Source organism: Caulobacter sp. 17J65-9 (assembly GCF_010975005.1).
Lineage (GTDB): Bacteria > Pseudomonadota > Alphaproteobacteria > Caulobacterales > Caulobacteraceae > 17J80-11.
Genome location: NZ_JAAIVC010000053.1, coordinates 1 through 21,720 on the forward strand (window position 1 = coordinate 1; position 21,720 = coordinate 21,720).

General features: G+C 70.2%; 31 protein-coding genes. 16 read left to right on the forward strand and 15 right to left on the reverse strand.

Annotated elements, in window-relative coordinates; translation table 11 throughout:
- The 7 genes from flgA to G3573_RS10185 all read left to right on the forward strand — a co-directional run.
- Positions 1-307 (forward strand): flagellar basal body P-ring formation chaperone FlgA (gene flgA / locus G3573_RS10155; RefSeq protein ID WP_163260973.1); only part of this gene is annotated, 307 nt, incomplete at its 5' end.
- 3 nt (positions 308-310) lie between these two features.
- Entirely contained in the window at positions 311-1,042 is a 732-nt protein-coding gene (gene flgH, locus G3573_RS10160) for a flagellar basal body L-ring protein FlgH (RefSeq protein WP_163260974.1), read from the forward strand.
- Between the two features lie 96 nt (positions 1,043-1,138).
- Entirely contained in the window at positions 1,139-1,597 is a 459-nt protein-coding gene (locus G3573_RS10165) for a hypothetical protein (RefSeq protein WP_163260975.1), read from the forward strand.
- An 18-nt stretch (positions 1,598-1,615) separates the two neighbouring features.
- A complete protein-coding gene (locus G3573_RS10170) occupies positions 1,616-2,029 on the forward strand; it encodes a hypothetical protein (protein ID WP_163260976.1) in 414 nt (137 codons plus the stop codon).
- A gap of 81 nt (positions 2,030-2,110) precedes the next feature.
- Complete coding sequence (locus tag G3573_RS10175; protein WP_163260977.1) at positions 2,111-2,668, forward strand: hypothetical protein; 558 nt, start codon at positions 2,111-2,113, stop codon at positions 2,666-2,668.
- Positions 2,665-3,141: a hypothetical protein gene (locus G3573_RS10180; protein WP_163260978.1), complete on the forward strand. Its 477-nt coding sequence runs from the start codon at positions 2,665-2,667 to the stop codon at positions 3,139-3,141. Before G3573_RS10175 ends, G3573_RS10180 begins: the two co-directional genes overlap by 4 nt.
- Before the next feature lie 43 nt (positions 3,142-3,184).
- Entirely contained in the window at positions 3,185-3,664 is a 480-nt protein-coding gene (locus tag G3573_RS10185) for a hypothetical protein (protein ID WP_163260979.1), read from the forward strand.
- Positions 3,665-3,670: 6 nt separating this feature from the next.
- Here the strand turns inward: G3573_RS10185 and dxs are convergent, their stop codons facing one another.
- From dxs to G3573_RS10220, 7 genes are all read right to left on the reverse strand, one after another.
- Positions 3,671-5,581: a 1-deoxy-D-xylulose-5-phosphate synthase gene (dxs, locus tag G3573_RS10190; RefSeq protein ID WP_163260980.1), complete on the reverse strand. Its 1,911-nt coding sequence runs from the start codon at positions 5,579-5,581 to the stop codon at positions 3,671-3,673.
- Between the two features lie 51 nt (positions 5,582-5,632).
- On the reverse strand, positions 5,633-6,541 hold the full coding sequence (locus tag G3573_RS10195; protein WP_163260981.1) for a polyprenyl synthetase family protein: 909 nt from the start codon (positions 6,539-6,541) through the stop codon (positions 5,633-5,635).
- A complete protein-coding gene (locus G3573_RS10200; RefSeq protein ID WP_163260982.1) occupies positions 6,538-6,900 on the reverse strand; it encodes a tRNA-binding protein in 363 nt (120 codons plus the stop codon). Before G3573_RS10200 ends, G3573_RS10195 begins: the two co-directional genes overlap by 4 nt.
- Positions 6,900-7,145 (reverse strand): exodeoxyribonuclease VII small subunit, encoded by a 246-nt coding sequence (locus G3573_RS10205; protein ID WP_163260983.1) that lies wholly within the window; start codon positions 7,143-7,145, stop codon positions 6,900-6,902. Before G3573_RS10205 ends, G3573_RS10200 begins: the two co-directional genes overlap by 1 nt.
- 115 nt (positions 7,146-7,260) lie before the next feature.
- Entirely contained in the window at positions 7,261-7,887 is a 627-nt protein-coding gene (locus G3573_RS10210; RefSeq protein ID WP_163260984.1) for a histidine phosphatase family protein, read from the reverse strand.
- A gap of 62 nt (positions 7,888-7,949) precedes the next feature.
- Positions 7,950-8,873 carry a histone deacetylase family protein gene (locus G3573_RS10215; RefSeq protein ID WP_163260985.1) on the reverse strand — a complete coding sequence of 308 codons (924 nt, stop codon included), beginning with the start codon at positions 8,871-8,873 and terminating at the stop codon, positions 7,950-7,952.
- Positions 8,873-9,250 carry a helix-turn-helix domain-containing protein gene (locus G3573_RS10220; RefSeq protein ID WP_163260986.1) on the reverse strand — a complete coding sequence of 126 codons (378 nt, stop codon included), beginning with the start codon at positions 9,248-9,250 and terminating at the stop codon, positions 8,873-8,875. Before G3573_RS10220 ends, G3573_RS10215 begins: the two co-directional genes overlap by 1 nt.
- 98 nt (positions 9,251-9,348) lie before the next feature.
- On the opposite strand from G3573_RS10220, the gene G3573_RS10225 reads away from it, so the two are divergent.
- The 5 genes from G3573_RS10225 (at position 9,349) to G3573_RS10245 (ending at position 13,677) form a co-directional block, all read left to right on the forward strand.
- The gene (locus tag G3573_RS10225; RefSeq protein WP_163260987.1) at positions 9,349-10,356 is read left to right on the forward strand and encodes a zinc-binding alcohol dehydrogenase family protein; all 1,008 of its coding nucleotides are present in this window, start codon (positions 9,349-9,351) and stop codon (positions 10,354-10,356) included.
- A gap of 38 nt (positions 10,357-10,394) precedes the next feature.
- Positions 10,395-10,916 carry a GNAT family N-acetyltransferase gene (locus tag G3573_RS10230; RefSeq protein ID WP_163260988.1) on the forward strand — a complete coding sequence of 174 codons (522 nt, stop codon included), beginning with the start codon at positions 10,395-10,397 and terminating at the stop codon, positions 10,914-10,916.
- A gap of 57 nt (positions 10,917-10,973) precedes the next feature.
- On the forward strand, positions 10,974-11,681 hold the full coding sequence (locus tag G3573_RS10235) for a hypothetical protein (protein WP_163260989.1): 708 nt from the start codon (positions 10,974-10,976) through the stop codon (positions 11,679-11,681).
- A 69-nt stretch (positions 11,682-11,750) separates the two neighbouring features.
- On the forward strand, positions 11,751-12,410 hold the full coding sequence (locus tag G3573_RS10240; RefSeq protein WP_163260990.1) for a hypothetical protein: 660 nt from the start codon (positions 11,751-11,753) through the stop codon (positions 12,408-12,410).
- A 91-nt stretch (positions 12,411-12,501) separates the two neighbouring features.
- Positions 12,502-13,677, forward strand: coding sequence for a VWA domain-containing protein (locus G3573_RS10245; RefSeq protein ID WP_163260991.1), 1,176 nt, complete (start codon positions 12,502-12,504; stop codon positions 13,675-13,677).
- Between the two features lie 62 nt (positions 13,678-13,739).
- Here G3573_RS10245 and G3573_RS10250 read toward each other — a convergent pair whose 3' ends face one another.
- Both G3573_RS10250 and G3573_RS10255 read right to left on the reverse strand, forming a co-directional pair.
- Positions 13,740-13,916: a CsbD family protein gene (locus tag G3573_RS10250; RefSeq protein ID WP_163260992.1), complete on the reverse strand. Its 177-nt coding sequence runs from the start codon at positions 13,914-13,916 to the stop codon at positions 13,740-13,742.
- 81 nt (positions 13,917-13,997) lie between these two features.
- A complete protein-coding gene (locus G3573_RS10255) occupies positions 13,998-14,174 on the reverse strand; it encodes a CsbD family protein (RefSeq protein ID WP_163260993.1) in 177 nt (58 codons plus the stop codon).
- 184 nt (positions 14,175-14,358) lie between these two features.
- Here G3573_RS10255 and G3573_RS10260 point away from each other — a divergent pair, with 184 nt between their 5' ends.
- Complete coding sequence (locus tag G3573_RS10260) at positions 14,359-15,843, forward strand: MATE family efflux transporter (RefSeq protein ID WP_163260994.1); 1,485 nt, start codon at positions 14,359-14,361, stop codon at positions 15,841-15,843.
- Between the two features lie 105 nt (positions 15,844-15,948).
- A complete protein-coding gene (locus G3573_RS10265) occupies positions 15,949-16,806 on the forward strand; it encodes a dienelactone hydrolase family protein (RefSeq protein ID WP_163260995.1) in 858 nt (285 codons plus the stop codon).
- 24 nt (positions 16,807-16,830) lie between these two features.
- Here the strand turns inward: G3573_RS10265 and G3573_RS10270 are convergent, their stop codons facing one another.
- The 6 genes from G3573_RS10270 to G3573_RS10295 are packed head-to-tail and all read right to left on the reverse strand — an operon-like array spanning position 16,831 to position 19,539.
- Positions 16,831-17,454, reverse strand: coding sequence for a class I SAM-dependent methyltransferase (locus G3573_RS10270; protein WP_163260996.1), 624 nt, complete (start codon positions 17,452-17,454; stop codon positions 16,831-16,833).
- Between the two features lie 4 nt (positions 17,455-17,458).
- A complete protein-coding gene (locus G3573_RS10275) occupies positions 17,459-17,971 on the reverse strand; it encodes a hypothetical protein (protein WP_163260997.1) in 513 nt (170 codons plus the stop codon).
- The gene (locus G3573_RS10280; protein ID WP_163260998.1) at positions 17,968-18,429 is read right to left on the reverse strand and encodes an NUDIX domain-containing protein; all 462 of its coding nucleotides are present in this window, start codon (positions 18,427-18,429) and stop codon (positions 17,968-17,970) included. Before G3573_RS10280 ends, G3573_RS10275 begins: the two co-directional genes overlap by 4 nt.
- Entirely contained in the window at positions 18,426-18,758 is a 333-nt protein-coding gene (locus tag G3573_RS10285; protein WP_205598181.1) for a 2Fe-2S iron-sulfur cluster-binding protein, read from the reverse strand. Before G3573_RS10285 ends, G3573_RS10280 begins: the two co-directional genes overlap by 4 nt.
- 44 nt (positions 18,759-18,802) lie before the next feature.
- Positions 18,803-19,393 (reverse strand): glutathione S-transferase N-terminal domain-containing protein, encoded by a 591-nt coding sequence (locus G3573_RS10290; protein WP_163260999.1) that lies wholly within the window; start codon positions 19,391-19,393, stop codon positions 18,803-18,805.
- On the reverse strand, positions 19,390-19,539 hold the full coding sequence (locus G3573_RS10295) for a hypothetical protein (RefSeq protein WP_163261000.1): 150 nt from the start codon (positions 19,537-19,539) through the stop codon (positions 19,390-19,392). Before G3573_RS10295 ends, G3573_RS10290 begins: the two co-directional genes overlap by 4 nt.
- Positions 19,540-19,755: 216 nt before the next feature.
- Between G3573_RS10295 and G3573_RS10300 the strand changes: the two genes are divergently transcribed.
- Together G3573_RS10300 and G3573_RS10305 are read left to right on the forward strand one after the other, a co-directional pair.
- On the forward strand, positions 19,756-20,265 hold the full coding sequence (locus tag G3573_RS10300; RefSeq protein WP_163261001.1) for a 3D domain-containing protein: 510 nt from the start codon (positions 19,756-19,758) through the stop codon (positions 20,263-20,265).
- 95 nt (positions 20,266-20,360) lie between these two features.
- Positions 20,361-21,662 carry a hemolysin family protein gene (locus tag G3573_RS10305; RefSeq protein WP_163261002.1) on the forward strand — a complete coding sequence of 434 codons (1,302 nt, stop codon included), beginning with the start codon at positions 20,361-20,363 and terminating at the stop codon, positions 21,660-21,662.
- The last annotated feature ends 58 nt before the right edge of the window (positions 21,663-21,720 follow it).

A 21,720-nucleotide genomic window follows, 5' to 3' on the forward strand; every position in this document is an offset into this window, starting at 1 on the left:
CGCGGAAGCCGTGATCGGCCAGTCGGCCCGCCGGCCGGTGCGCGCCGGCGCCCCGGTGGCGAGCCGCGACCTCGCCGCCGCGGTGCTGATCCGCAAGGGCGAGCTGGTCTCGGTGGCCTATTCGACGGGCGGCGTTAACCTTGTGTTGCAGGGGGCCGCGCTACAGAACGCCTCCATGGGAGAGGCCTTCTCGGTCCTCAATCCCCAGTCGAAGAAGACGATTGAAGCCGTCGCGACCGGCCCCGGCCGGGCCGTCGTCGGCCCCGAGGCGGACAGCCTCAAGGCCAGCCGTTTCGCTCTTCGCTGAGGTATGTCCGTGCGCGCCCAGGCTCTGCTCCTCGTCTCCGCCGCCCTCCTGCTGGGCGCCTGCTCGACCGTCGCCGAGACGGTGAAGGGCCCTGAACTGGCGCCGATCGGCTATCCGGCCGCCCTGGTGCCGGTGCAGCAGCAGATCCTGCCGCAGCCCACGCCGCAGGCGGCCTCGGCCAACTCGCTGTGGCGGGCCGGCGCGCGCACCTTCTTCAACGACCAGCGCGCCCGCAACATCGGCGACATCCTGACCGTGCAGGTCGACATCGACGACCGCGCCCAGCTGAACAACTCGACCCAGCGCTCGCGCTCGAACGAAATGCAGGCCGGGGTGAACAACCTGCTCGGCCTGGAATCGAGCCTGGGGAAAGTTCTGCCGGGCGGTTACGACCCGTCCAAGATGGTCGACCTGGGCGGCGAGAGCGCCTCCAAGGGCTCCGGCGCCATCAACCGCTCCGAAAAGGTCAGCCTGACCATCGCCGCCGTGGTCACCGGCGTGCTGCCCAACGGCAACCTGGTGATCCAGGGCCGGCAGGAAGTGCGCACCAACCGCGAGATCCGCGAACTGACCGTGGCCGGCATCGTGCGACCCGAGGACATCTCCTCGGCCAACACGATCAAGCACACCCAGATCGCCGAAGCCCGCATCTCCTACGGCGGCCGCGGCGACGTCACCCGCGTCCAGGCGCCGCCGGTCGGCCAGGCGCTGGTGGAGCGTTTCTCGCCGTTCTGACAGTTCGACTGAACTAACGGCGTTCACATTTCAGGGACGGCCAAGTGAACCGGCTCGCGTCCCCCGACGTTTCCATGAAGTGTCGGGGGCGTACGCATGCTCAAGATATTTCTGGTTTGGGTCGTTTTCCTCACGCTGGCTGTCGCGGAAGCCTCGCTGGGTGCGCGCGAACCGCCGGCGAGCTGGCATCTCTACTTCGAAGACAGTCTGGCTAAGCTGGCCTACGGCCCGCCGAACAGCGACAACGTCGGGCTGATGCTGACCTGCGAGGCGCATTCCGGCGCGGTGCGGGTCTACAGCGACAGCGAAGCCGGTCGGCCCAGCCTGGTGCTGGCGTCGGGACGCAAGAGCACCCGCCTCCAGGGCGTGACCTACGCCGACCCGGAGAGCGGCGGCACGGCGTTCGAAACGGAAACTTCCAGCCACGCTGCGGCGTTGGAGAACTTTGCCAAGACGGGCCGGCTGTCGGTGATCGACACCGAACACGCCCGGCCCATGCCGGCCAGCGCCGCCGACAAACGCGAGGTCCGTCGCTTTTTCGCCCATTGCACCTGAACCGGAGGAGCCCGCGCCGTGATCGCCCTCGCCGTCCTGCTCGCGCTGGCCGCGCAGTCGGCGCCCGCCGGCGGGTGGACCTGGTCGCTCTACGACAATCCCAGCCAGGTCGCCCTGGCGCTGGAGGTCCCCGACACCGACCAGCTGGAGGCGGTGTTCCAGTGCGCGCCCCGCAGCGGCCAGGTGAAGCTGACCCTCTACAAGCTGACCGGCGAGGGTGGGACCGCCGAACTGAGTTCGGAGACGGCCACGACGACCGCCCCGCTGGCCGACCGCAAGGACCTGCTGGTGGTCACCCTGCCGGTCGGCGACCCGGTGTTCCTGAGCCTCGTGCGCTCAGGGAAGCTGTCCGTGAAGAGCGCGGCCGGAACGGCCGCCGTAACCCCGCCGACCGACAAGCTCCAGCATCTCGCCCGCCGCTGCGGCAGTTGAGCCGACGCCGGGAACGCCGCGCGCCCGGCCGAGTTGCAGAACGTACGGAGGCGCCGCCTCCGGACGGCACGGAGTACGGCGATGCGGCGGACGGCGATCCTGACCCTGGGGCTGCTGATGCTGGCGGCGTGCTCGCGCCAGGAGAGCGGCGAACGCGCCAAGCCGGGCCCGGCGCAGGCCGGCCCGAACGCGGTGCCCGAGGTGACCAACGCGCCCGGCTGGGTCAGCGGCGAGACGGCCAAGCCCGGCGAGGTCCAGGCCAACATCGCCTGCCGCCGCGGCGAAGGCCGCAACATGGAGCTGACCTTCGACAACCTGACGTCGGACAAGGTCGGGCCGTTCACCGTCGAGCTCAGCTCCGGCGGGCACACCTCCAAGCTGGCGGGACGGATCGAACCCTCGCCGGTGGCCGGCGCGGGCGGCGCCCGGATCGTGGCGCCGGCGCCGCTGGCCGACCCGACCATCGCCGCCTTCATCGACAACGGCACGATGGAGATCACCCTGCCCAACGGCCAGCGCGCGCCGGCGACCGCGCCGCCGCAGGCCCGCGACGGCCTGCGCCGCCTGCTGGCCTACTGCCGCGGCGAGATCCTCACGCCTGATCCCAAAGCGCCCTATTACGCACCGCCGAAATCGTGATCCGCGTCGCCACTGTCACCGCATTGGCCCTGCTGGCCAGCGCCTGCGCCGGCCCGCGGGCGACGTCGCCCATCGCGCCGACACCAGGCTTGGACTGGTTCTTCCAGACCGACGGCCAGACCGGAAAGCTGGCCTACGGCACGCCGGAGACGGACGAACTGCTGCTGCTCCTGGAATGCGACAAGGGCGGCAAGAAAGTCCTGCTGTCGCGTCCGGCGCCCGACGGGACCAAGCCCGAGATCGTGGCCAGCGCCGAGGGCGTCGCGCCCACGGCCCTGCCCGCCTCGTCGGTCGAGTCGCAGACCCACGACGGCGTGGACCTCGACGCCGAGCTGCCGCTGAACGCGCCGCTCTTGGCCGGCCTGCGCAAGGGCGGCTGGATGGGGGTGGTGGTCGGGTCCGAAACGCGCCGCTACGCCGCCCAGCCCGGCAACACCGCGATGGATCGCTTCATGACCTGGTGCGAAAGCTGAGCCGCCGGCGGAACTGTCTAGCTGCCTCGGCTGTTTCGGCGCGGTGACACGCACCATCCTGCTGATCCTGGCCCTCGCCCTCGCCGGCTGCTCGCACGGCGTGAAGGGCGCCGCCCAGACCCAGTCGGCCCTCGCCAACGGCCTGAGCTGGACCTATTCCGACGCCGGCGGGGTGGAGGTGCTGACCTACACCGGGCCGGGCTTCGAGCCGCTGGCCCTGACCATCACCTGCGCGCTGGCCCGCACCGCCGAGCTCGAGATCTCGCACCCGCAGCCGACCGCGCCGGAGGGCCCGCCGCGCCTGATCCTGTCGTCGGGCAAGACCAAGACCACCCTGCTGGCCACGGAATCCAAGGCGCCGGACGGGACGCGGATGATCTCGGCCATGGTCAACGCGCGCGACCCGGTCATGCGCGACTTCCGCGCGACCGGCGCGCTCACCGTGGGCGAGCGCGAGATCGTGGTGAACAGCGGGACCGCCCTGCCGGAAATCCGGAAGTTCTTCGACGCCTGCGGCGGCTGACGGGCCCTAGGCCCGGGCCGCCCGCGAGCCGTCCACGCCCAGAGCGTTCAGCGCCGCGCGCGCGATGCCGTCGGCGTCGAGGCCGGCCTGGACGTACATGGCTTCCGGCTTGTCCTGGTCCTGGAACTCGTCCGGCAGGGTCAGGGTACGCACCTTCAGCCCGCGATCCAGCGCGCCGCGGTCGGCCAGCAGGTGCAGGACGAAGGCGCCGAAGCCGCCGATCGAGCCTTCCTCGACCGTGATCAGCGCCTCGTGCTCGCGGGCCAGGCGCAGGATCATGTCCGTGTCCAGCGGCTTGGCGAAGCGGGCGTCGGCGACGGTGGCCGAGACGCCGCGCGCGGCCAGCAGGTCGGCGGCCTTCAGCGAGGCCTCCAGCCGGGTGCCCAGCGACAGGATGGCGACCGAGGTCCCCTCGCGCAGGACGCGGCCCTTGCCGATCTCCAGCGGGGCGGCCAGTTCGGGGATTTCCACGCCCACGCCGTCGCCGCGCGGATAGCGGAAGGCGGACGGGCGGTCGTCGATTTCGCAGGCGGTCGCGATCATGTGGGCCAGCTCCGCTTCGTCGGCGGCGGCCATGATCACGAAGTCCGGCAGGGCGCCGAGGTAGCCGACGTCGAAGCTGCCGGCGTGGGTCGGGCCGTCGGCGCCGACCAGGCCGGCGCGGTCGATGGCGAAGCGCACCGGCAGCTTCTGGATGGCCACGTCGTGGACCACCTGGTCGTAGCCGCGCTGCAGGAAGGTCGAATACAGCGCGCAGAACGGCTTCATGCCGTCGGCGGCCAGGCCCGCGGCGAAGGTCACCGCGTGCTGCTCGGCGATGCCGACGTCGAAGGTGCGGTCCGGGAAGGCCTGGCCGAACAGGTCCAGGCCGGTGCCGGTCGGCATGGCCGCGGTGATGGCCACGATGGACGGATCGCGCTCGGCGCGCTTGATCAGCTCCTTGCCGAACACCTTGGTGTAGCTGGGCGCGTTGGACGGCGGCTTGGCCTGGGCGCCGGTGACGACGTCGAACTTCACCACGCCGTGGTACTTGTCCTCGGCGCTCTCGGCCGGGGCGTAGCCCTTGCCCTTCTGGGTGACGACGTGGACCAGCACCGGGCGGTCGTTGATCTGCGAGACGTTGCGCAGCACCGGCACCAGGTGGTCGAGGTCGTGACCGTCGATCGGGCCGACGTAGTAGAAGCCCAGCTCTTCGAACAGGGTGCCGCCGGTGACCATGCCGCGGGCGTATTCCTCGGCCTTGCGGGCGGCGTCGCGCAGCGGCCGCGGCAGGGCGCCGGCCACGGTCTTGCCGATCTTGCGCACCTGGCGGTAGGCGCCGCCGGACACCAGGCCGGCCAGATAGGCGCTCATGCCGCCGACCGGCGGGGCGATCGACATGTCGTTGTCGTTCAGCACGACCACGAGCTGCTTGGTGGTCTCGGCCGCGTTGTTCATGGCCTCGTAGGCCATGCCCGCGCTCATCGAGCCGTCGCCGATCACGGCGATGACCTTGTTGTCCTCGCCGCGCTGGTCGCGCGCGGCGCAGAAGCCCAGCGCCGCCGAGATCGAGGTGGCCGCGTGGGCCGCGCCGAACGGGTCGTATTCGCTCTCGGCCCGCTTGGTGAAACCCGACAGGCCGCCGCCCTGGCGCAGGGTGCGGATGCGGTCGCGTCGGCCGGTCAGGATCTTGTGCGGGTAGGCCTGGTGGCCGACGTCCCAGATGAGGATGTCCTTCGGCGTCTGGAACACGTGGTGCAGGGCGACGGTCAACTCGACCACGCCCAGGCCCGCGCCCAGGTGGCCGCCGGTCTGGGAGACGGCGTCGATGGTTTCGGCCCGCACGTCGTCGGCCAGTTGGCGCAGCTCGGCGATCGACAGGTCCCGGGTGTCGGCCGGGGTCTGCACCTTGTCCAGGAGAGGCGTGTGCGGGGGCATGGAGTCTCGAAAATTTTCCGGCTTCAGACGAAGCCTAAACGCTCGAACAGGTCAGGCGCGACGCTTTAGCACGAAGTCGACGCTGTCCCGCAGATATCTGGCGTCCTCGCCGAACGGATCCAGGCGACGGCGAGCCTGGTCGGCCAGCAGTTCAACCCGCTCCTTCGCGGCGCCGACGCCCAGCAGGGTGACGAAGTTGGCCTTGCCCTTGGCGACGTCTTTCTGGGCGGCCTTGCCCAGCAGGTCCTCGTCGCCCTCGGCGTCCAGCAGGTCGTCGACGATCTGATAGGCCAGCCCGATGTCCTGGGCGAAGTTCATCAGGGCCTGGCGCTCGTTCTCCGGCGCGCCGGCGATGATCAGCGGGATCTCGAACGAGAACGCGATCAGCGCCCCGGTCTTCATCCGCTGCATACGCGCCGCCGCGCCGAGATCGTCGCGAACGCCCAGCAGGTCGATCATCTGGCCGCCGACCATGCCCTGCGCGCCGGACGCGCGGGCCAGGCGCCGCACGAGTTCGCAACGCACGTTCGCGTCCTCGTGGGTGTCGGGGTGGGCCATGATCTCGAAGGCGGCGGTCTGCAGGGCGTCGCCGACCAGGATGGCCACCGCCTCGTCATAGGCGATGTGCACGGTCGGACGGCCGCGACGCAGGTCGTCGTCGTCCATGGCCGGCAGGTCGTCGTGGACCAGGCTGTAGGTGTGGATCAGCTCAAGCGCGCAGGCGGCGCGCAGCACCGGGCGCTCCTCCACGTCGAACAGCCGCGCCGCCTCCATGGCGAAGAACGGACGCAGGCGCTTGCCGGGGCCCAGCGCCGCATAGCGCATGGCCTCCATCAGCCGCTGCTCCGGCCCTTCGGCGCGCGGCAGCAGCTGGTCGAGCGCCACCGTCACCAGGTCGGCGGTCTCCGCCACCCGGCGGGCGATCAGGTCGAGGTCGGCTTGAGCGGGGGACGGGGTCAAAACAGCCTCCCTCCGTTCGGGACCGGGCGATCGACGGTGAGCAGCACCACGTCGCCGGCGTCGTTGGGGAAGCCCAGGCAGAGCACCTGGGACATGAACGGGCCGATCTGGCGCGGCGGGAAGTTCACCACCGCCGCCACCCGGCGGCCGACCAGTTCGTCGACCGCGTACTGCTGGGTGATCTGGGCGGACGAGCGCTTGATCCCGATTTCCGGGCCGAAGTCGATGGTCAGCTTGAAGGCCGGCTTGCGCGCTTCCGGGAACGGCTCGGCCTTCAGGACCGTGCCGACCCGCACGTCCACCTTCATGAAGTCGTCGAAGGTGATCTGGGGCGTGAGGCGGGGCGAACCGTCTGCCATCAGGAGAACTCGGCCGGCTCCGCGCCGCGGGCTTCGCCGCCTTGGCCCACGACGATCTTCTCGACGCGCAGGCGCGCGGCCTCCAGGCGCTTCTCGCAGTGCGCCTTCAGCTCCGCGCCGCGCTCGTACATGGCGATCGAGCGCTCAAGCGGAGCCTGACCTGACTCCAGCTCGGCGACGATCTTCTCCAATTGGGCGAGCGCCTCCTCGAAGGAGAGGGCGGCGATTTCGGTGGTGTCGGTCATGAGCGCCAAAGCGGGGAAACGTCAGGCGCGCCAACCTAGACGCCGCGTCCGACGCGGGCAACGCGCGATTGGGGAAATCTGGCCTACGGAAAGCGGCGCCGGCCGGAGGCCGCGCTCAGCGCTTCTCGAAGCGGCGGGCCGACCAGTAACGGAAGCCCTCGTCGCGGACGAGCTTCCAGCCCATGCGCCGCAGCTCCACCCCGACCATGCCGTTGAAGAAGCCGTGCGCCAGCACCAGCACGTCCTGGCCCTCGTCGGCCATCTTCACCAGGGCCTTGGCCGCCTCGTGGGCGCGGATCTTGGCCTGGTCGCGGGTCTCCTCGCCCTGATGATGGTCGAAGAACCACCACCAGAAGCGCGAGATCACCCCCCAGGTGCGCGGGGAGAAGCGCAGGTACCTGGGAAACTGCGGCGGCGGCAGCGGCGCCTCGATGAAGCGCACGTCGGTGGCGAAGGCGCGCTCGCCGCACACGGCGCGGGCCGTCTCGACCGCACGCGGGCGGGTCGAGGCCACAACCTCGCCGGCGCCTTCGGCCGCGGCCTTCAGCAGGTCGGGCGGGACCTGGCCGGCCAAAAGGCCGCCTTCCTCGTAGCGGCCCCACCAGTCCCGGTAGCCGGCGGAATGAAGCTTCACCTTGCGCGACAGGGCGGGCTCGCCGTGGCGAGCGAGCGTGATCGACCCCGGCTTGCAGGAGCGAGCCGCCGGCGGCGGCGCCTGGCCTTCGAGGGTGTCGATCGTCATGCCCCCTGTAACGTTTTCGAGGGCGCGACCGATCGGACCTTCCCCTTCCGACCCCGTCACGCTCACCTCTCCTGCAGCGCTCGCGCGTGCGCGACGGCCGAGCGGCCCAGCGCTTCAAGGTCGTAGCCGCCCTCGAGAGACGAGACAACCCGACCGCCGCAGCGCCGCCGCGCCACTTCCAGAACGGCGCGCGTGGCGAAGGCGAAGTCGTCCTCCTCCAGCGACTGGTGGGCCAGCGGGTCGCGCCGGTGGGCGTCGAAGCCGGCCGAGATCAGGATCAGGTCTGGGGCGAAGGCGTCCAGCGCCGGCATCAGCCGCTTCTCGAAGGCGCTGCGCCAGAACTCGCGCGCCGCGTGCGGCGGCACGGGCGCGTTGACCAGGTTGCCGACGCCGGTCTCGCTCTCGGCGCCGGAGCCCGGATAGAGCGGCGACTGGTGGATGGAGGCGAAGAACAGGCTGGGATCGGCCTCGAACGCCGCCTGGGTGCCGTTGCCGTGGTGCACGTCGAAGTCGACCACCGCGACCCTGGCCAGGCCGCGCGCCTGCGCCACCCGGGCCGCCACCGCCACGTTGGAGAACAGGCAGAAGCCCATGGCCGTGTCCGGCTCGGCGTGGTGGCCCGGCGGACGGATGGCGCAGAAGGCCCGCTCGGCCTCGCCAGCCGCCACCGCCTCGACCGCGGCGACCACCGCCCCGGCCGCCAGCCGCGCGGCGCGCACGCTGCCCAGCGACAACAGGGTGTCGGCGTCCAGCACCCGCACGCCGCTCTCCGGCGAGGCGGCCAGCATGCGCTCGACATAGGCTTGTGGGTGAACGCGCGCGAGGTCGGCCAGGGCCGCCTCCGGCGTCTCGCGACGGTCCAGCTTCAGCCCGGCGGCGGCGTCCAGCGCCCCGGTCACCGCCAGCAGCCGCTCGGGGCTTTCCGGATGACCGGTGCCCATGCGGTGCTCGAGCATGTCGGGGTGGGTGTAATACGCGAGCGTCATCAGGCGGCCTCGTCCCTACGCGCCAGCTTGCCGTCGGAGATGTGAGCCTGTCCCCAGGCCTTCAGCGCAGCGATCACCGGCGCGAGGCTCTCTCCGGCCGGCGACAGGCGGTACTCCACCCGGGGCGGGACCTCGGCGTAGACCGTCCGGATCACCAGGCCCGCCTCCTCCAGCTCGCGGAGCTGTTTGGTCAGCATGCGCTGGGTGATCGCGCCGAGTTTGCGGCGGAGTTCGTTGAAGCGCAGCCGGCCGTCCTGCAGGTGGTAGAGGATCACCCCTTTCCACTTGCCCCCGATCAGGTCGAGGGTCGCCTCGACCACGCATTCCTTCGGGTCGGCATAGCCGACGGCGGATCGTCCGGGCTCAATAGTATCCATTTGGATACTACATACACAAAACAGCCGTACTTGCGAGAAGGAAGCCGACCCGCGATCTGCAGGCCGCGACGCCAGTTCGTCGCCAGAAAGGACCGCACATGAAAGCCGTCGGCTACCGCAAGCCCGCCCCCGTCTCCGAACCTGACGCCCTGGTCGACTTCGACGCGCCGGACCCCGGCGCCCCGGTCGGCCGCGATCTGCGCGTGCGCGTCAAAGCCGTCTCGGTGAACCCGGTGGACACCAAGGTCCGGAGCGGACGCCCTCTCGAGTCCGGCGACATCCGCATTCTCGGCTTCGACGCCGCCGGCGTGGTCGAGGCGGTCGGTCCCGAGGCGACGCTGTTTCGGCCGGGCGACGAGGTTTTCTACGCCGGCGCCTACGGCCGTCCCGGCTCCAACGCCGAAGTGCAGTTGGTCGACGAGCGCATCGTCGGCCCGAAGCCGAAGACGTTGTCGTTCGCCGAGGCGGCTGTCCTGCCGCTGACCTTCATCACCGCCTGGGAGCTGCTGTTCGACCGCCTGCGGGCCGGACGCGAGGAGACCGGCGACCTGCTGGTGGTCGGCGGCGCCGGCGGCGTGGGCTCCGCCCTGGTCCAGCTGGCCCGGCGGCTGACGAAGCTGACCGTGATCGCCACCGCTTCGCGCCCGGAGACGCGCGACTGGGTGGCGCGGCTCGGCGCGCACCACGTGATCGACCACGCCCGGCCGCTCGGCCCGCAGCTGGCCGAACTCGGCCGGCCGCAGGTGCGCTACGTCGCCAGCCTCACCCACAGCGCCGAGCACTTCCCCGCCCTGGCCGAGATCGTCGCCCCGCAAGGCGCGATCGGCGTCATCGAAGCCGACGCGCCGCTCGACGTGCGTCTGCTGAAGAACAAGAGCGCCGCCCTGGTCTGGGAGATGATGTTCGCCCGCTCCGACTACGAGACCCCGGACATGATCGAGCAGCACCGTCTGCTCGCGGAGGTCGCCCGGCTGATCGACGCGGGCGTGCTGCGCACCACCTGGACGGAAACTGTCGGCCGCATCGACGCCGCGACCTTGAAGGAGGCGCACGCGCGCATCGAAAGCGGCCGCACCCTCGGCAAACTCGCGCTGGAGGGGTTCTGAACCTTGGACGGGAACGGCGGCGGCGCTAGAGACCGGCCATGGTCACCATCCGCCCCCCCGTTCCTGCCGACGTCGAAGCCCTGTCCGAGCTCGGCAAACGCACCTTCGTCGAGACCTTCGTCCACGGCTTCGCGATTCCTTATCCGGACGAGGACCTCGCGCACTTCCTGGAGGAGGCGTTCGGCGTGGAGTCCACGCGCTCGCGCCTGGCCGACCCGACCTCGTTCTGGCTGGTGGCCGAGGATGAAGGCCGGCTGGTCGCCTACATGCAGTCGGGCCCCTGCAACCTGCCCCACCCGGACGCCAGCGCCGAGCACGGCGAGCTCAAGCGCCTGTACGTCGCCCGTGAGGCGCAAGGGACCGGGCTGGGCCGCACGCTGATGGACTCCTCGATGGACTGGCTCCAGCGCAACTTTACGGGCCCGCTCTGGATTGGTGTGTGGAGCGGCAACGACAAGGCCCAGCGCCTCTACGGCGCCTACGGCTTCGAGTTGGCCGGCGAGTACGAGTTCCCAGTGGGTCGGGTGCGCGACCGCGAGTTCATCCTCCGGAAGGCCTGAGGAGCGCGGCGCGGGCATAGGGGGCGCAGGCGGCGCCCGCGCGATGGAGGCGCCAGGATGACAGCTCGCTCCCTCCTCGCCGCCCTGGCCGCCTCCGGACTGCTCGGCGGCGCCGCCCAGGCCGATCCCTGGATCGAGCACGCCGACACCCGCGCCGAAACCGACGCCCTGATCCGCAAGGCGAACGCCGAGACCCTGTTCGTCAACGAGCCGCAGGGCCTGCTGCTGGGCGCGCGCCACACCAAGAGCGGCCTGCTGTGCACCTTTGCACCCGGCGACCGCACCAACCGCATCCAGGTCTATGCGCCGGCCGAGCCCCGGGAGGCGCGCGGCGACGAGGTCGGCTGCGTCAGCGAGGTCAACGGCGTGTTCCAGTCGCTGCAGGCGGCGCGGGGCGCCGACGGCGGACTGGACGACGCGTTCCGGCGGGCGGTCGACAGCGTGAAGCTGGCCACGCCCTTCGCCCGGACCTACGAGGGCGACCACGCCCAGAACGCCGAGGTCGACCTGGACGGCCGGCCCCTGCCGCTGGCCGACCACCGCACCGGCCGCTTCGTGGTCGAGCTGGACGGGCGCAAGCTCTACACCCGCGTGTCGGTCGCCGTGGTCGACGGCTGGCGCATCAAGCAGTGGGTGACCGGCCCGCTGGACGACGCGGTCGGCCTCGACGTGGAAGCCGAATCCATGATGACGATGGTGCTGGTCGACTTCGCCATGAAGGCGCAAGCTGGCGCGGCCCACTCGACACCGACGGCGCTTCCCTGAACCGGTGAAATCCGCGGCGGGTCGACATGCCCGCGCGATACGGCGAAGCTTGCGGCCTCGCCGTGAGGGATGACGATGATCGCTACCTGGGCCGCTCTGATCACGGCGCTTCTGGCGTCGGCCGCTGCCCCTGCGCCACAGGGCGGTCGGCTTGAATATGAGGGGCCTCCCTCCCCCGAGGCGGCGTCTGCGAAGGCGGATCGCCTGATCGAGGCGGCGGGCGCGCAGGGGGTGTTCGTCAACGCCAGCACCGGCCCGACCACGGTCGTGCTGCATGGGCGCAGCGGATTGCGCTGCTACGACGCCACGCAGATCACGGTCTTCGATTCAGGGAGCGAACGAGGCGACGGCGTCGCCTGCGATTTCGTCAACGGCGACGAACGCACCACCCTGCTGGTGTATTACACGCCGCACCGCGCACGAAGGCCGCCGGCAGACGACATCGGCCTCCACGGCTTGTCCGGTCCGTTCGCAGTCTATGAGGGCCCCAACTCAGAGCACGATCCGTCGCGACCGCGGGCTTGGGCGAAAGCGCCTGCCCATCCCGCCGAGCGCCGCACGGCTGTCCGGGACGGCGCGGCGGTGTTCACGCGCCTTTCGATCGGTCGGGCGGGCGAATGGACGGTGCTAGAGCGCACCACCGGACCGCTCGCGCTCGCGAAGGCCGTCGACTACCACGGCGACGCATTGATGATCGGCGCCCTGCTCGAACTCGCGGAGCGGCAGTGACGGGTGGGACCGCCCGGCCCGCTCGACAAGGTTCGGTCTGACGGCCGACGCTGAACGGGTTAGAGTCGGGCGTCCCCCTCCGAAGGCTTTCATGCTGCTTCGCTTCTTCACTGAACTCCGCCAGGCCAAGGTGCCCGTGTCGCTCAAGGAGTGGCTGGCTCTGATGGAAGGCCTGGACCGGCAGGTCGTGGGCCGGTCGGTCGACGAGTTCTACTATCTGTCGCGCGCCGTCCTGGTGAAGGACGAGAAGAACCTGGACAAGTTCGACCGGGTGTTCGGCTCCGTGTTCAAGGGGCTGGAGCGCCTGGACGAGACCGCCGTCGTCGAGATCCCCGACGAGTGGCTGCGCCGGCTGAACGAGCGCTTCCTGACCGACGAGGAGAAGGCGCGCATCGAGGCTATGGGCGGCTTCGAGAAGCTGATGGACGAGCTGCGCAAGCGGCTGGAGGAGCAGAAGGAGCGCCACGAGGGCGGCTCCAGGTGGATCGGCACGGCCGGCACCTCGCCCTTCGGCGCCTACGGCTACAATCCCGAGGGCGTGCGCATCGGCCAGGAGAGCTCGCGCAACGGCCGGGCCGTGAAGGTCTGGGACAAGCGCGAGTACAGGAACCTCGACGACAGCGTCGAGCTGGGCACCCGCAACATCAAGGTCGCGCTGCGCCGCCTGCGCAAATGGGCCCGCGAGGGCGCGCCCGAAGAGCTGGACCTGCCCGAGACCATCGAGCAGACCGCCCGCCACGGCTATCTCGACGTCGTGCTGAAGCCCGAGCGACGCAACACCGTGAAGGTGCTGCTGTTCCTCGACGTCGGCGGCTCGATGGACAGCCACATCAAGCTCTGCGAGGAGCTGTTCTCGGCCGCGCGCACCGAGTTCAAGAACCTGGAATTCTTCTACTTCCACAACTGCCTGTACGAGGGCGTGTGGAAGGACAACCGCCGCCGCCACGACGAGAAGACGCCGACCTGGGAGGTGCTGCACCGCTTCCCGGCCGACTGGAAGGTCGTGTTCGTCGGCGACGCCACCATGAGCCCCTACGAGGTGGCCATGCCGGGCGGTTCGGTCGAGCACTGGAACGAGGAAGCCGGCGCGGTCTGGCTGCAGCGGGTCACCGACACCTACGCCAAGGCGGTGTGGCTGAACCCCACGGCCGAGCGGTTCTGGAACTACACCCAGTCGACCGAGATGATCCGCCAGATCATGGGCGACCGCATGTTCCCGCTCACCATCGAGGGGCTGGACCGGGCCATGAAGGAACTTGGTCGCTAAACTTGGGGCGCTAAGGACGGGCGACGGCCGCCCGGAAAAAAGGCCGCCGCCCGCCGCTCAGGTCATTGCCGGCCGCGCAGCGTGTCCTTCACGCCGCCGACCGTGTTCTGGACCTTGCCCTCGGTCTTCTGGGCGCGGCCCTCGGCCTTCAGCTTCTCGTCGCCGGTCATCTTCCCGGCGGCTTCCTTCATCCGGCCCGCGGCCTGCTTGCCCGCGCCTTCGATGCGGTCCTTGTCCATAATCCTACTCCGTTACGCTCGTCCCACAGCCCAGACACGCCGAACGGCCGGGGCGCGTGATGCGTTCCGACCCGTCGGCGCTCAGTGGCGGCCGCGGAAGGCGTCTTTCATGTCGCCCCAGGCGTGCTGGACGCGGCCCCAGAAGGTCTGGGACTGACCTTCGGCCTGCAGGCGGGTGTCGCCGAGCATGCGGCCCACGCCTTCCTTCATCTTGCCGCCCGTTTCCCGAGCGGCGCCTTCGACCCGATCCTTGTCCATCGGGGAACTCCAGATCGCGCGTCCCCTTAGGGGCGCAACGGCCCGCCGACCCAACCGTTCCGGGCTCGCGCCGGCGGCGCTGCGCCTCCGAACCCGATCCGAGCTTTGCGCGTTGGACTTCGACGTCTTGTAAGGAGTGCGCCTTGGCCGACCCGACATCTTCCGCGGCGACGGGAGGCGCGGCGTGAGCTCCGCCAACGCCCGGCCGGCCAACCTGGTCGAAGGCCCCATCGGCCGGACGCTGGCCCTGTTCGCCCTGCCCGTGCTGGGCGCCAACGTGCTGCAGTCGCTGAACGGCTCGGTCAACGCCATCTGGATCGGCAACCTGCTGGGCGAGGCGGCGCTGACCGCGACCTCCAACGCCAACCTCGTGCTGTTCCTGATGCTGGGCACGGTGTTCGGGGTGTCGATGGCGGCGACCATCCTGATCGGCCAGGCCTGGGGCCGGCGCGACCTCGACCTGGCCAAACGCGTGGTCGGCACGGGGGCGAGCTTCTTCGTGATCGCCTCAGCCGCGCTGGCGCTCGCCGGCTGGCTGCTGACCCCGGCCATCCTGCACGTGCTGGGCACCCCGCCGGCGGCCTTCGACTTCGCGGTCAGCTACCTGCGGGTGATCTTCCTGGCCGTGCCGGTGATGAACGCCTTCGCCTTCGCCATGGCCGCCCTGCGCGGGGCCGGCGACGCGCGCACGCCGTTCTATTTCATGGCCCTGTCCGTGGGACTCGACATCGCGCTGAACCCGATGCTGATCCGCGGGCTGGGGCCGTTTCCCGAGCTCGGCATAGCCGGGGCGGCCGCCTCCACCCTGCTGGCCCAGGCGGTCAGTTTCATCGCCCTGCTGGTCCTGCTTTACGCGCGTCGCCACCCCTTGCTGCCGGGGCCGGGCGAATTCGGTCACTTCAAGCCCCGCCCTGACCTGCTGCGCGGCATCGTCGGCAAGGGCGTGCCGATGGGCCTGCAGATGATCGTCATCTCGCTGGCGGCCCTGGTGATGATGGGGCTGGTCAACGCCTTCGGCGTCGCCACCGCCGCCGCCTACGGCGTCGCGGCCCAGCTGTGGACCTACGTGCAGATGCCCGCCCTGGCCATCGGGGCCGCGGTCTCGTCCATGGCGGCCCAGAACGTCGGCGCGGGCCGCTGGGACCGGGTGGAGCGCATCGCGCGCACCGGCGTGCTGTTCAACATCGTCCTGACCGGCGCGCTGGTGGCCCTGCTCTACGTCGCGGACCGCTACGCCCTGCACCTGTTCCTGCCGTCGGACAGCGAGGCGGTGGACATCGCCGTGCACATCAACTCCGTGGCCAGCTGGTCCTTCGTGCTGTTCGGCGTCACCATCGTCCTGTTCGGCGTGGTGCGGGCCACCGGCGCGGTGACGCCGCCGCTGGTGATCCTGTGCATCTCGCTCCTGGTGGTGCGCGTGCCCTTCGCCTGGGCCCTGCGCGACACGCTGGGCCCCGAGGCGGTCTGGTGGAGCTTCCCGCTGGGCGCGGCCGTCTCCACCACCCTGGCCATGCTCTACTACCGGTTCGGGAACTGGCGTCAGGCCCGCATGGCTCCGGAAGTCCCGGCGACCGGCGAGGCGGCCGACACCGGCGTCTCCGTGCCGTCCATGGACCGCGAGGCCGAGTACGAGACGCCCGGCGCGGCCGCGGAGTCGGGCAGGCGTTAGGCGTGCGCCACGCCCTGCCCTTGCTGTGAGGTCGGCGGTACGCACATTCTCATGCGGCCCCGAGCGTGTCCGCGTCGGGAGGCTGCGACAGTGGGAGGATTGGGCATGTGTGACGACGACATCCACCAGGGGCTGGTTCAGGACCCCACCGTCTCGCGCCGGGCGTTCGGCCTGATGTCGCTGGCCGCCGCCGGCGTCGCGACCAGCGCACAGGCCGCCGACGTGGTCGAGCAGGACGTCGAGGTGAAGACGCCCGACGGGACCGCGGACGCGGCCTTGTTCTATCCGTCGGGCAAGGGGACCTGGCCGGCCGTGCTGATGTGGCCCGACATCATGGGGCTGCGCCCGGTGTTTCGCGAGATGGGCCGGCGGCTCGCCGCCCAGGGCTATGTCGTGCTCGTGCCCAACCCGTTCTACCGCTCCAAGCGTGCGCCCGTGGTGGAGGGCGCCTTCGACTTCAACAATCCCGAAGACCGGGCCAAGCTGACCGCGCTTCGGGCCGCCATGACCAACGAAGGGACCGACAAGGACGCGGTCGCCTACCTGGCGTTCCTCGACGCCCAGCCGCAAACCAACAGGAAGAGGAAGGCCGGCGTCCAGGGCTACTGCATGGGCGGTCCGCTCTCGTTCCGCACCGCCGCGGCTGTGAGCGACCGGATCGGCGCGGTGGGCTCGTTCCACGGCGGCGGCCTGACCACCGACAAGCCCGACAGCCCGCACCTGCTGATCCCGAAGACGCACGCGAGCTATCTGGTCTGCGTGGCTCAGAACGACGACGCGAAGCAGCCGGAGTCCAAGGACATCCTCAAGAAGGCTTTTGCGGACGCCGGGCTGAAGGCCACCGTCGAGGTCTACCCCGCCGACCACGGCTGGTGCGTCAAGGGCGGCCAGACCTACAATGAGGCGTCGGCGGAGAAGGCTTGGGGAGAGCTGACCAAGCTCTACAAGGAAGCCCTGACCTGACGCCGCTTCGTGGCAGACGCAGGGTCACGCCGCCACCGCCACGCCCTGCTCCAGCCAGCCGGCGATCTTCGGCGCGCCGCGCAGGTAGCCGCGGTCGACTTCCTCAAGATCGAAGCCGACGGCCTCGATCGTCGCCGCCGGCGTGCGGGTCAGGCGGCACCCGCCGGCCAGCCGGCTCCAGACCGGCTCGATGCGCCGCTGCCAGGCCGCCACGCCGCGTTCGGGCGACAGCCCGTGCTCGCAGAATAGGAAGCGGCCGCCCGGCTTCAGCACCCGCCGGGCCTCGGCCAGGGTCGCGGCCGGATCGGCCACCGAACACAGGGTGAAGGTGCAGACCACGCAGTCGAAGTCCGCGTCGTCGAACGGCAAAGCCTCGCCCACCCCGTCGCGCAGGTCGAGCTTCAGCCCCGCCGGCCGCGGCGCGGTCGCCGCGCGGGCGCGCAGCTCGGCCGAGGGATCGACGCCGAACACCGCCTCGACCTCGGTCGGATCATAGAAGCGGAAGTTCAGCCCGCCGCCGAAGCCCAGCTCCAGCACCCGCCCGCGCGCCTGCGGCACGATCCTGGCCCGCTCGGCCATGATCGGCGGCTGCGCGCAGGCGCAGGCGATCAGACGCGGGGCGACATGGCGGTCCCACCAGGAGGTCATGACGTTAGGCGGCGTTGCGGAGGCGGTGCTCGTTCAGCAGGTCCACCAGGCGGCCGGTCGACAATTCCCAGCTGCCCGGAAGGGCCCCGTCCACCCCGAACCCGCGCACCAGCCCGGCGCCGCGCGGCGCGCGGCCCGGCAGGTAATTGATGCCCACGAAGGTCGCCGTCGGCGCGCTCGGCACGCGCCAGACGGTGAAGGCGTCCACGTCGGCCCACGCCACCCGCAGGCCCTTGTTGAAGGCGTTGCGATACCAGAAGCCCTCGGCGTCCAGCTCCAGCCGTGCGGGCCGGAACACCTGGACGGCGGACACCAGGCCCCCGCCGACGAACAGGACGACGCCCACGGCCTTCGCCGCCAGCGCGAGCCCAGGGTGCTCGGCGAAGAAGTCACCGAACCGGCGCATCTCGGCGAGATCCATCACCCACACGCCCCAGACCATGGGGATGGCGATCAACGCCAGAAGCGCCGCCTTCCAGCGCGCGCCCGTCACCACCGTCCTCGCCGTTTGCGTCACCGCTTCCCCCGCCTCAGCCAAGCCGCCACCGCCCATGCGTGGGCGTCATGGCGCAGCTTAGCCAGGGCGTCGTGCGGGTCCAGCCAGACCAGCTCGTGGTCTTCCTCGATCTTGGCGGCCGGGTCCTCGCCGACCGCTTCGGCGGTGAAGAAGACAGCCAGATTGTTCACCGGCTCGCCGTCGGTCTTCAGGAAGTACTGGCCGGCCCAGGCGAAGGCCTCGCCTGCCCGCACTTTCAGGCCGGTCTCCTCGGCGAACTCGCGCACCATGGCCTGGCTTTCCGTCTCGCCGTCGTCGATCGCGCCGCCCGGCAGGTCGAAATAGCTGTCCTCGCCCCGGTCGATCCGCACGCAGGCGATCTCGCCGCCGCGCGGCGCCACGCCGAAGGCCGCGGGACGGTTCTTATAGTCCAGGCCCGGCTTCCTCTCGCCGAACTGAAGGGCGCGCGGATCGCTCATTCGCCCTCCGGCGCGAGGGTGACCTCCAGGCCGTTCAGCTCGTCGGACATCAGGATCTGGCAGGACAGGCGCGAATTGCCTTTGACCATGAAGGCCTCGTCCAGCTTCTCGTCCTCCTCGTCCGACTTCGGGTGCACGCGGTCCATCCAGGCGCGGTCGACGTAGACGTGGCAGGTGGCGCACTCCAGCGCGCCGCCGCACTCCGCCTTCAGCGGCAGGCCGGCGTCCTTGATGATCTCCATCACCCGCCAGCCCGAAAGCGCCGGCAGGCGGTGGACGTTCCCCTCGCGGTCGGTGACCTGGATGTACAGTTCTTCGTCTTCGCTCATGGGGCGGGGTTACGACGCCCGTCCGTCGCGAGCAACCGGATCGGTCAGGCCGCCGGCAGGCCGAGGTCGCCCTCGACCCGCGCGACCCACGCCTTCACCCGCGGATAGAGGCTAAGGTCGAAGCCGCCCTGGTGCGCCATCCGCGTGTAGGCCAGCAGCGCGAGGTCCGCGAGGCTGAGGCGCGCGCCGACCAGATAGTCGCCCTCCAGCCCCGCCTCCATGCGGGCCAGCGCCGCCGAGCCGCGCTCGAACAGCTTCGGATCCAGCTCGGCGGGATCCTTCTTCAGGTAGTGCAGGTGGAATCGACGGACGGCCACGTAAGGCTCGTGGCTGTACTGTTCCCAGAACAGCCACTCGAACATGCGGGCGCGGTCGTAGGCGTCGGCCGGGATCAGGTCGGTCCCCTCGGCCAGGTGCAGCATGATCGCGTTGGATTGCGCCAGGGTGCGCCCGTCCTCCAGCACCAGCGTCGGCACCTGGCCGGCGGGGTTGAGGGCCAGGAATTCCGGCGTGCGGGTCGCGCCGGACAGCACGTCGGTCTCGCGCCACTCGTAGGGACGGCCCAGACGGTCCAGCACCCAGCGCACCTTGTGGCAATTGCCGGAAATCGAGTCGCCGTAGACGCGCAGAGTCATGAGAGCCGCCGGATGAGAATTGTTTCGAAGTAGTGGCCAATAACGCGGCCCCGCTCAAGCGGATCGCATTCGGCCGCCAATGCAATTTGATCCTCGCCGAAAGGCGTAGCGCCTGAGGCGAGCATATCGAGGTGGAACACCAGCATAAGTGACCCGAAACAGGTCCCGAACGCCCCGGAACCCGACACGGCCAGGCTCGTACGAGGGCGCGACACGGGTCGCTTCGGCCCTGATTTTCAAAGGGTTTGCTCGAAGGTGTGCGCGCGTGTCGCACGCTGAAACGGTCTGTGATCGTTGCCTCGGGAACGTCGGTAGGTCTTATTTAGTCCTGCACCGACCGTTTCGAGAACCAGGAGCTACCCATGCGACTTCTTCTCGGCGGGCTCGCCGCTCTCGCCATTTCGGGCGCCGCGGCGGGCGCGCACGCGGCCCCTGCGGCCAACACGAAAACGACCACCTACAGCGTCATCCATCAGGACGGCGCCTCGAAGTCCGGCAAGAAGTCCAGCGGCCTCGCGCCGATGGGGCTGATGAAGGCCACGCTCTATCACTTCGGCGCCGCCGGCGTCGGCGGCAAGGATTCCCTCGGCTGCAAGCCGGTGGCGATGCGCACCGTGGCGGTCGATCCGACCATGATCCCGCGTCGTACGATCCTGTTCATCGCCGAAACCGTAGGCATGACCATGCCCGACGGCAGCAAGCACGACGGCTACTGGTACGCTTCCGACACCGGCGGGGCGATCAAGGGCGCCCGGATCGACCTGTTCACCGGCCACGGCAAGGCTTCGATGAAGCCGGCCTTCAAGTTCAACCTCGCCAAGCTGTCGGTGTCTAAGGCCGGCACCTTCACGGGCTGCCCGCCGGCGGAATGACGCCGGGCCGCGGCCCCTCCCCTTTGCTTAAATCCGGCCGAGCGGACATATTCCGCCTCACGCCCCGTGAGGGCGGCCGCTCCGGCCCCGGATAAATGATCTTCCTGCCCATTGTCGTCGTGCTTCTGCTCGTTCTGTTGAACGGGCTGTTCTCCATGTCCGAAATGGCCCTGGTGTCCTCGCGCAGAGCGAGGCTGCAGGCCCAGGCGGAGAAGGGCGACAAGGGCGCCGCCAAGGCCCTGGCCCTTTCAGAGGATCCCACCCGCTTTTTCTCGGCGGTGCAGGTTGGGATCACCCTGATCGGCATTCTGGCCGGCGCTTACGGCCAGGCCAGCCTGTCCGGCGCCCTGGCCGCGCCGCTGGCGACGATTCCCGGGCTCGCGCCCTACGCCCACGCGATCGCGACGGCGCTGGTGGTGGTGATCATCACCTACCTGTCGCTGATCGTCGGCGAGCTGGTGCCCAAGCGCCTGGCGCAGATCTTCCCCGAGGCGATCGCCTCGCGTGTGTCGGGACCGCTGGCCTTCGTGGCCCGGGCCCTCACCCCCTTCGTGGCGCTGCTGACCCATTCGACCGCCGCCGTGCTGCGGCTGATGGGCGTGCGCGACCGCGACGGCTCGGCGGTGACCCACGAGGAGGTCCGCACCGTCCTGGCCGAAGGCGCCAGCGCCGGCGTGATCGAGCCGCAGGAAGAGGTGATGATCCACGAGGTCATGCGGCTGGGCGACCGGCCGGTGCGCGTGGCCATGACCCCGCGCCCGGACGTCTACTGGGTGTCGCTGACCGATCCCGAGGACCAGCTGCGCGCGGAGGTCCGCGCCTGCCCCTATTCGCGCGTCGTCGTCACCCGCGAGGCCGACATCGATAACCCGCAGGGGATCGTCCACAAGAAGGACCTGCTGGACGCCTACCTCGACACCGGCCGGCTCGACCTGGAGCCGCTGGTCCAGACGCCCCTGTTCATCCCCGAGACCGCCTCGCTGCTGCGGGCCATGGAGCTGTTCAAGGGCTCGCGCCTGCACATCGCCTTCGTGGTCGACGAGTTCGGCGCCTTCCAGGGCGTGGTCACCACCGCCGACATCCTGGAGATGATCGCCGGCGACTTCCCCGAAGAACACGACACGGCCGAGCCGGTGCTGCGCCCGCGCGAGGACGGCTCCTACCTGGTCGACGCCTCGGTCGACCTGGTCGACCTGGGCCAGGCCCTGGGCGAGAAGTTCGAGACCGACGCCGGCTACCACACCCTGGCCGGCCTGATCCTGCACCAGGTCGCCCGCATCCCCGAAGAGGGCGAGGTGGTGCGCGTCGACGGCTACGAGGTCGAGATCGTCGACATGGACGAGCGCCGCATCGACAAGGTCATCCTGCGCAGGGCGCGGGAGCCGGGGGCGGGGTGAGTCATCCCTAGATCCTCCCCCATTGGGGGAGGGGGACCACGCGAAGCGTGGTGGAGGG

Coding starts and splice junctions, on each gene's coding strand:
- G3573_RS10255 (WP_163260993.1), bottom strand. CDS start 14,174: ATGGACAAGGATCGGGTCGAAGGCGCCGCTCGGGAAACGGGCGGCAAG.
- G3573_RS10165 (WP_163260975.1), top strand. CDS start 1,139: ATGCTCAAGATATTTCTGGTTTGGGTCGTTTTCCTCACGCTGGCTGTC.
- dxs (WP_163260980.1), bottom strand. CDS start 5,581: ATGCCCCCGCACACGCCTCTCCTGGACAAGGTGCAGACCCCGGCCGAC.
- G3573_RS10245 (WP_163260991.1), top strand. CDS start 12,502: ATGCTGCTTCGCTTCTTCACTGAACTCCGCCAGGCCAAGGTGCCCGTG.
- G3573_RS10215 (WP_163260985.1), bottom strand. CDS start 8,873: ATGACGCTCGCGTATTACACCCACCCCGACATGCTCGAGCACCGCATG.
- G3573_RS10175 (WP_163260977.1), top strand. CDS start 2,111: ATGCGGCGGACGGCGATCCTGACCCTGGGGCTGCTGATGCTGGCGGCG.
- G3573_RS10305 (WP_163261002.1), top strand. CDS start 20,361: ATGATCTTCCTGCCCATTGTCGTCGTGCTTCTGCTCGTTCTGTTGAAC.
- G3573_RS10205 (WP_163260983.1), bottom strand. CDS start 7,145: ATGACCGACACCACCGAAATCGCCGCCCTCTCCTTCGAGGAGGCGCTC.
- G3573_RS10280 (WP_163260998.1), bottom strand. CDS start 18,429: ATGAGCGATCCGCGCGCCCTTCAGTTCGGCGAGAGGAAGCCGGGCCTG.
- G3573_RS10295 (WP_163261000.1), bottom strand. CDS start 19,539: ATGCTGGTGTTCCACCTCGATATGCTCGCCTCAGGCGCTACGCCTTTC.
- G3573_RS10235 (WP_163260989.1), top strand. CDS start 10,974: ATGACAGCTCGCTCCCTCCTCGCCGCCCTGGCCGCCTCCGGACTGCTC.
- G3573_RS10225 (WP_163260987.1), top strand. CDS start 9,349: ATGAAAGCCGTCGGCTACCGCAAGCCCGCCCCCGTCTCCGAACCTGAC.
- G3573_RS10230 (WP_163260988.1), top strand. CDS start 10,395: ATGGTCACCATCCGCCCCCCCGTTCCTGCCGACGTCGAAGCCCTGTCC.
- G3573_RS10265 (WP_163260995.1), top strand. CDS start 15,949: ATGTGTGACGACGACATCCACCAGGGGCTGGTTCAGGACCCCACCGTC.
- flgH (WP_163260974.1), top strand. CDS start 311: ATGTCCGTGCGCGCCCAGGCTCTGCTCCTCGTCTCCGCCGCCCTCCTG.
- G3573_RS10220 (WP_163260986.1), bottom strand. CDS start 9,250: ATGGATACTATTGAGCCCGGACGATCCGCCGTCGGCTATGCCGACCCG.
- G3573_RS10240 (WP_163260990.1), top strand. CDS start 11,751: ATGACGATGATCGCTACCTGGGCCGCTCTGATCACGGCGCTTCTGGCG.
- G3573_RS10270 (WP_163260996.1), bottom strand. CDS start 17,454: ATGACCTCCTGGTGGGACCGCCATGTCGCCCCGCGTCTGATCGCCTGC.
- G3573_RS10290 (WP_163260999.1), bottom strand. CDS start 19,393: ATGACTCTGCGCGTCTACGGCGACTCGATTTCCGGCAATTGCCACAAG.
- G3573_RS10210 (WP_163260984.1), bottom strand. CDS start 7,887: ATGACGATCGACACCCTCGAAGGCCAGGCGCCGCCGCCGGCGGCTCGC.
- G3573_RS10300 (WP_163261001.1), top strand. CDS start 19,756: ATGCGACTTCTTCTCGGCGGGCTCGCCGCTCTCGCCATTTCGGGCGCC.
- G3573_RS10285 (WP_205598181.1), bottom strand. CDS start 18,758: ATGAGCGAAGACGAAGAACTGTACATCCAGGTCACCGACCGCGAGGGG.
- G3573_RS10250 (WP_163260992.1), bottom strand. CDS start 13,916: ATGGACAAGGACCGCATCGAAGGCGCGGGCAAGCAGGCCGCGGGCCGG.
- G3573_RS10200 (WP_163260982.1), bottom strand. CDS start 6,900: ATGGCAGACGGTTCGCCCCGCCTCACGCCCCAGATCACCTTCGACGAC.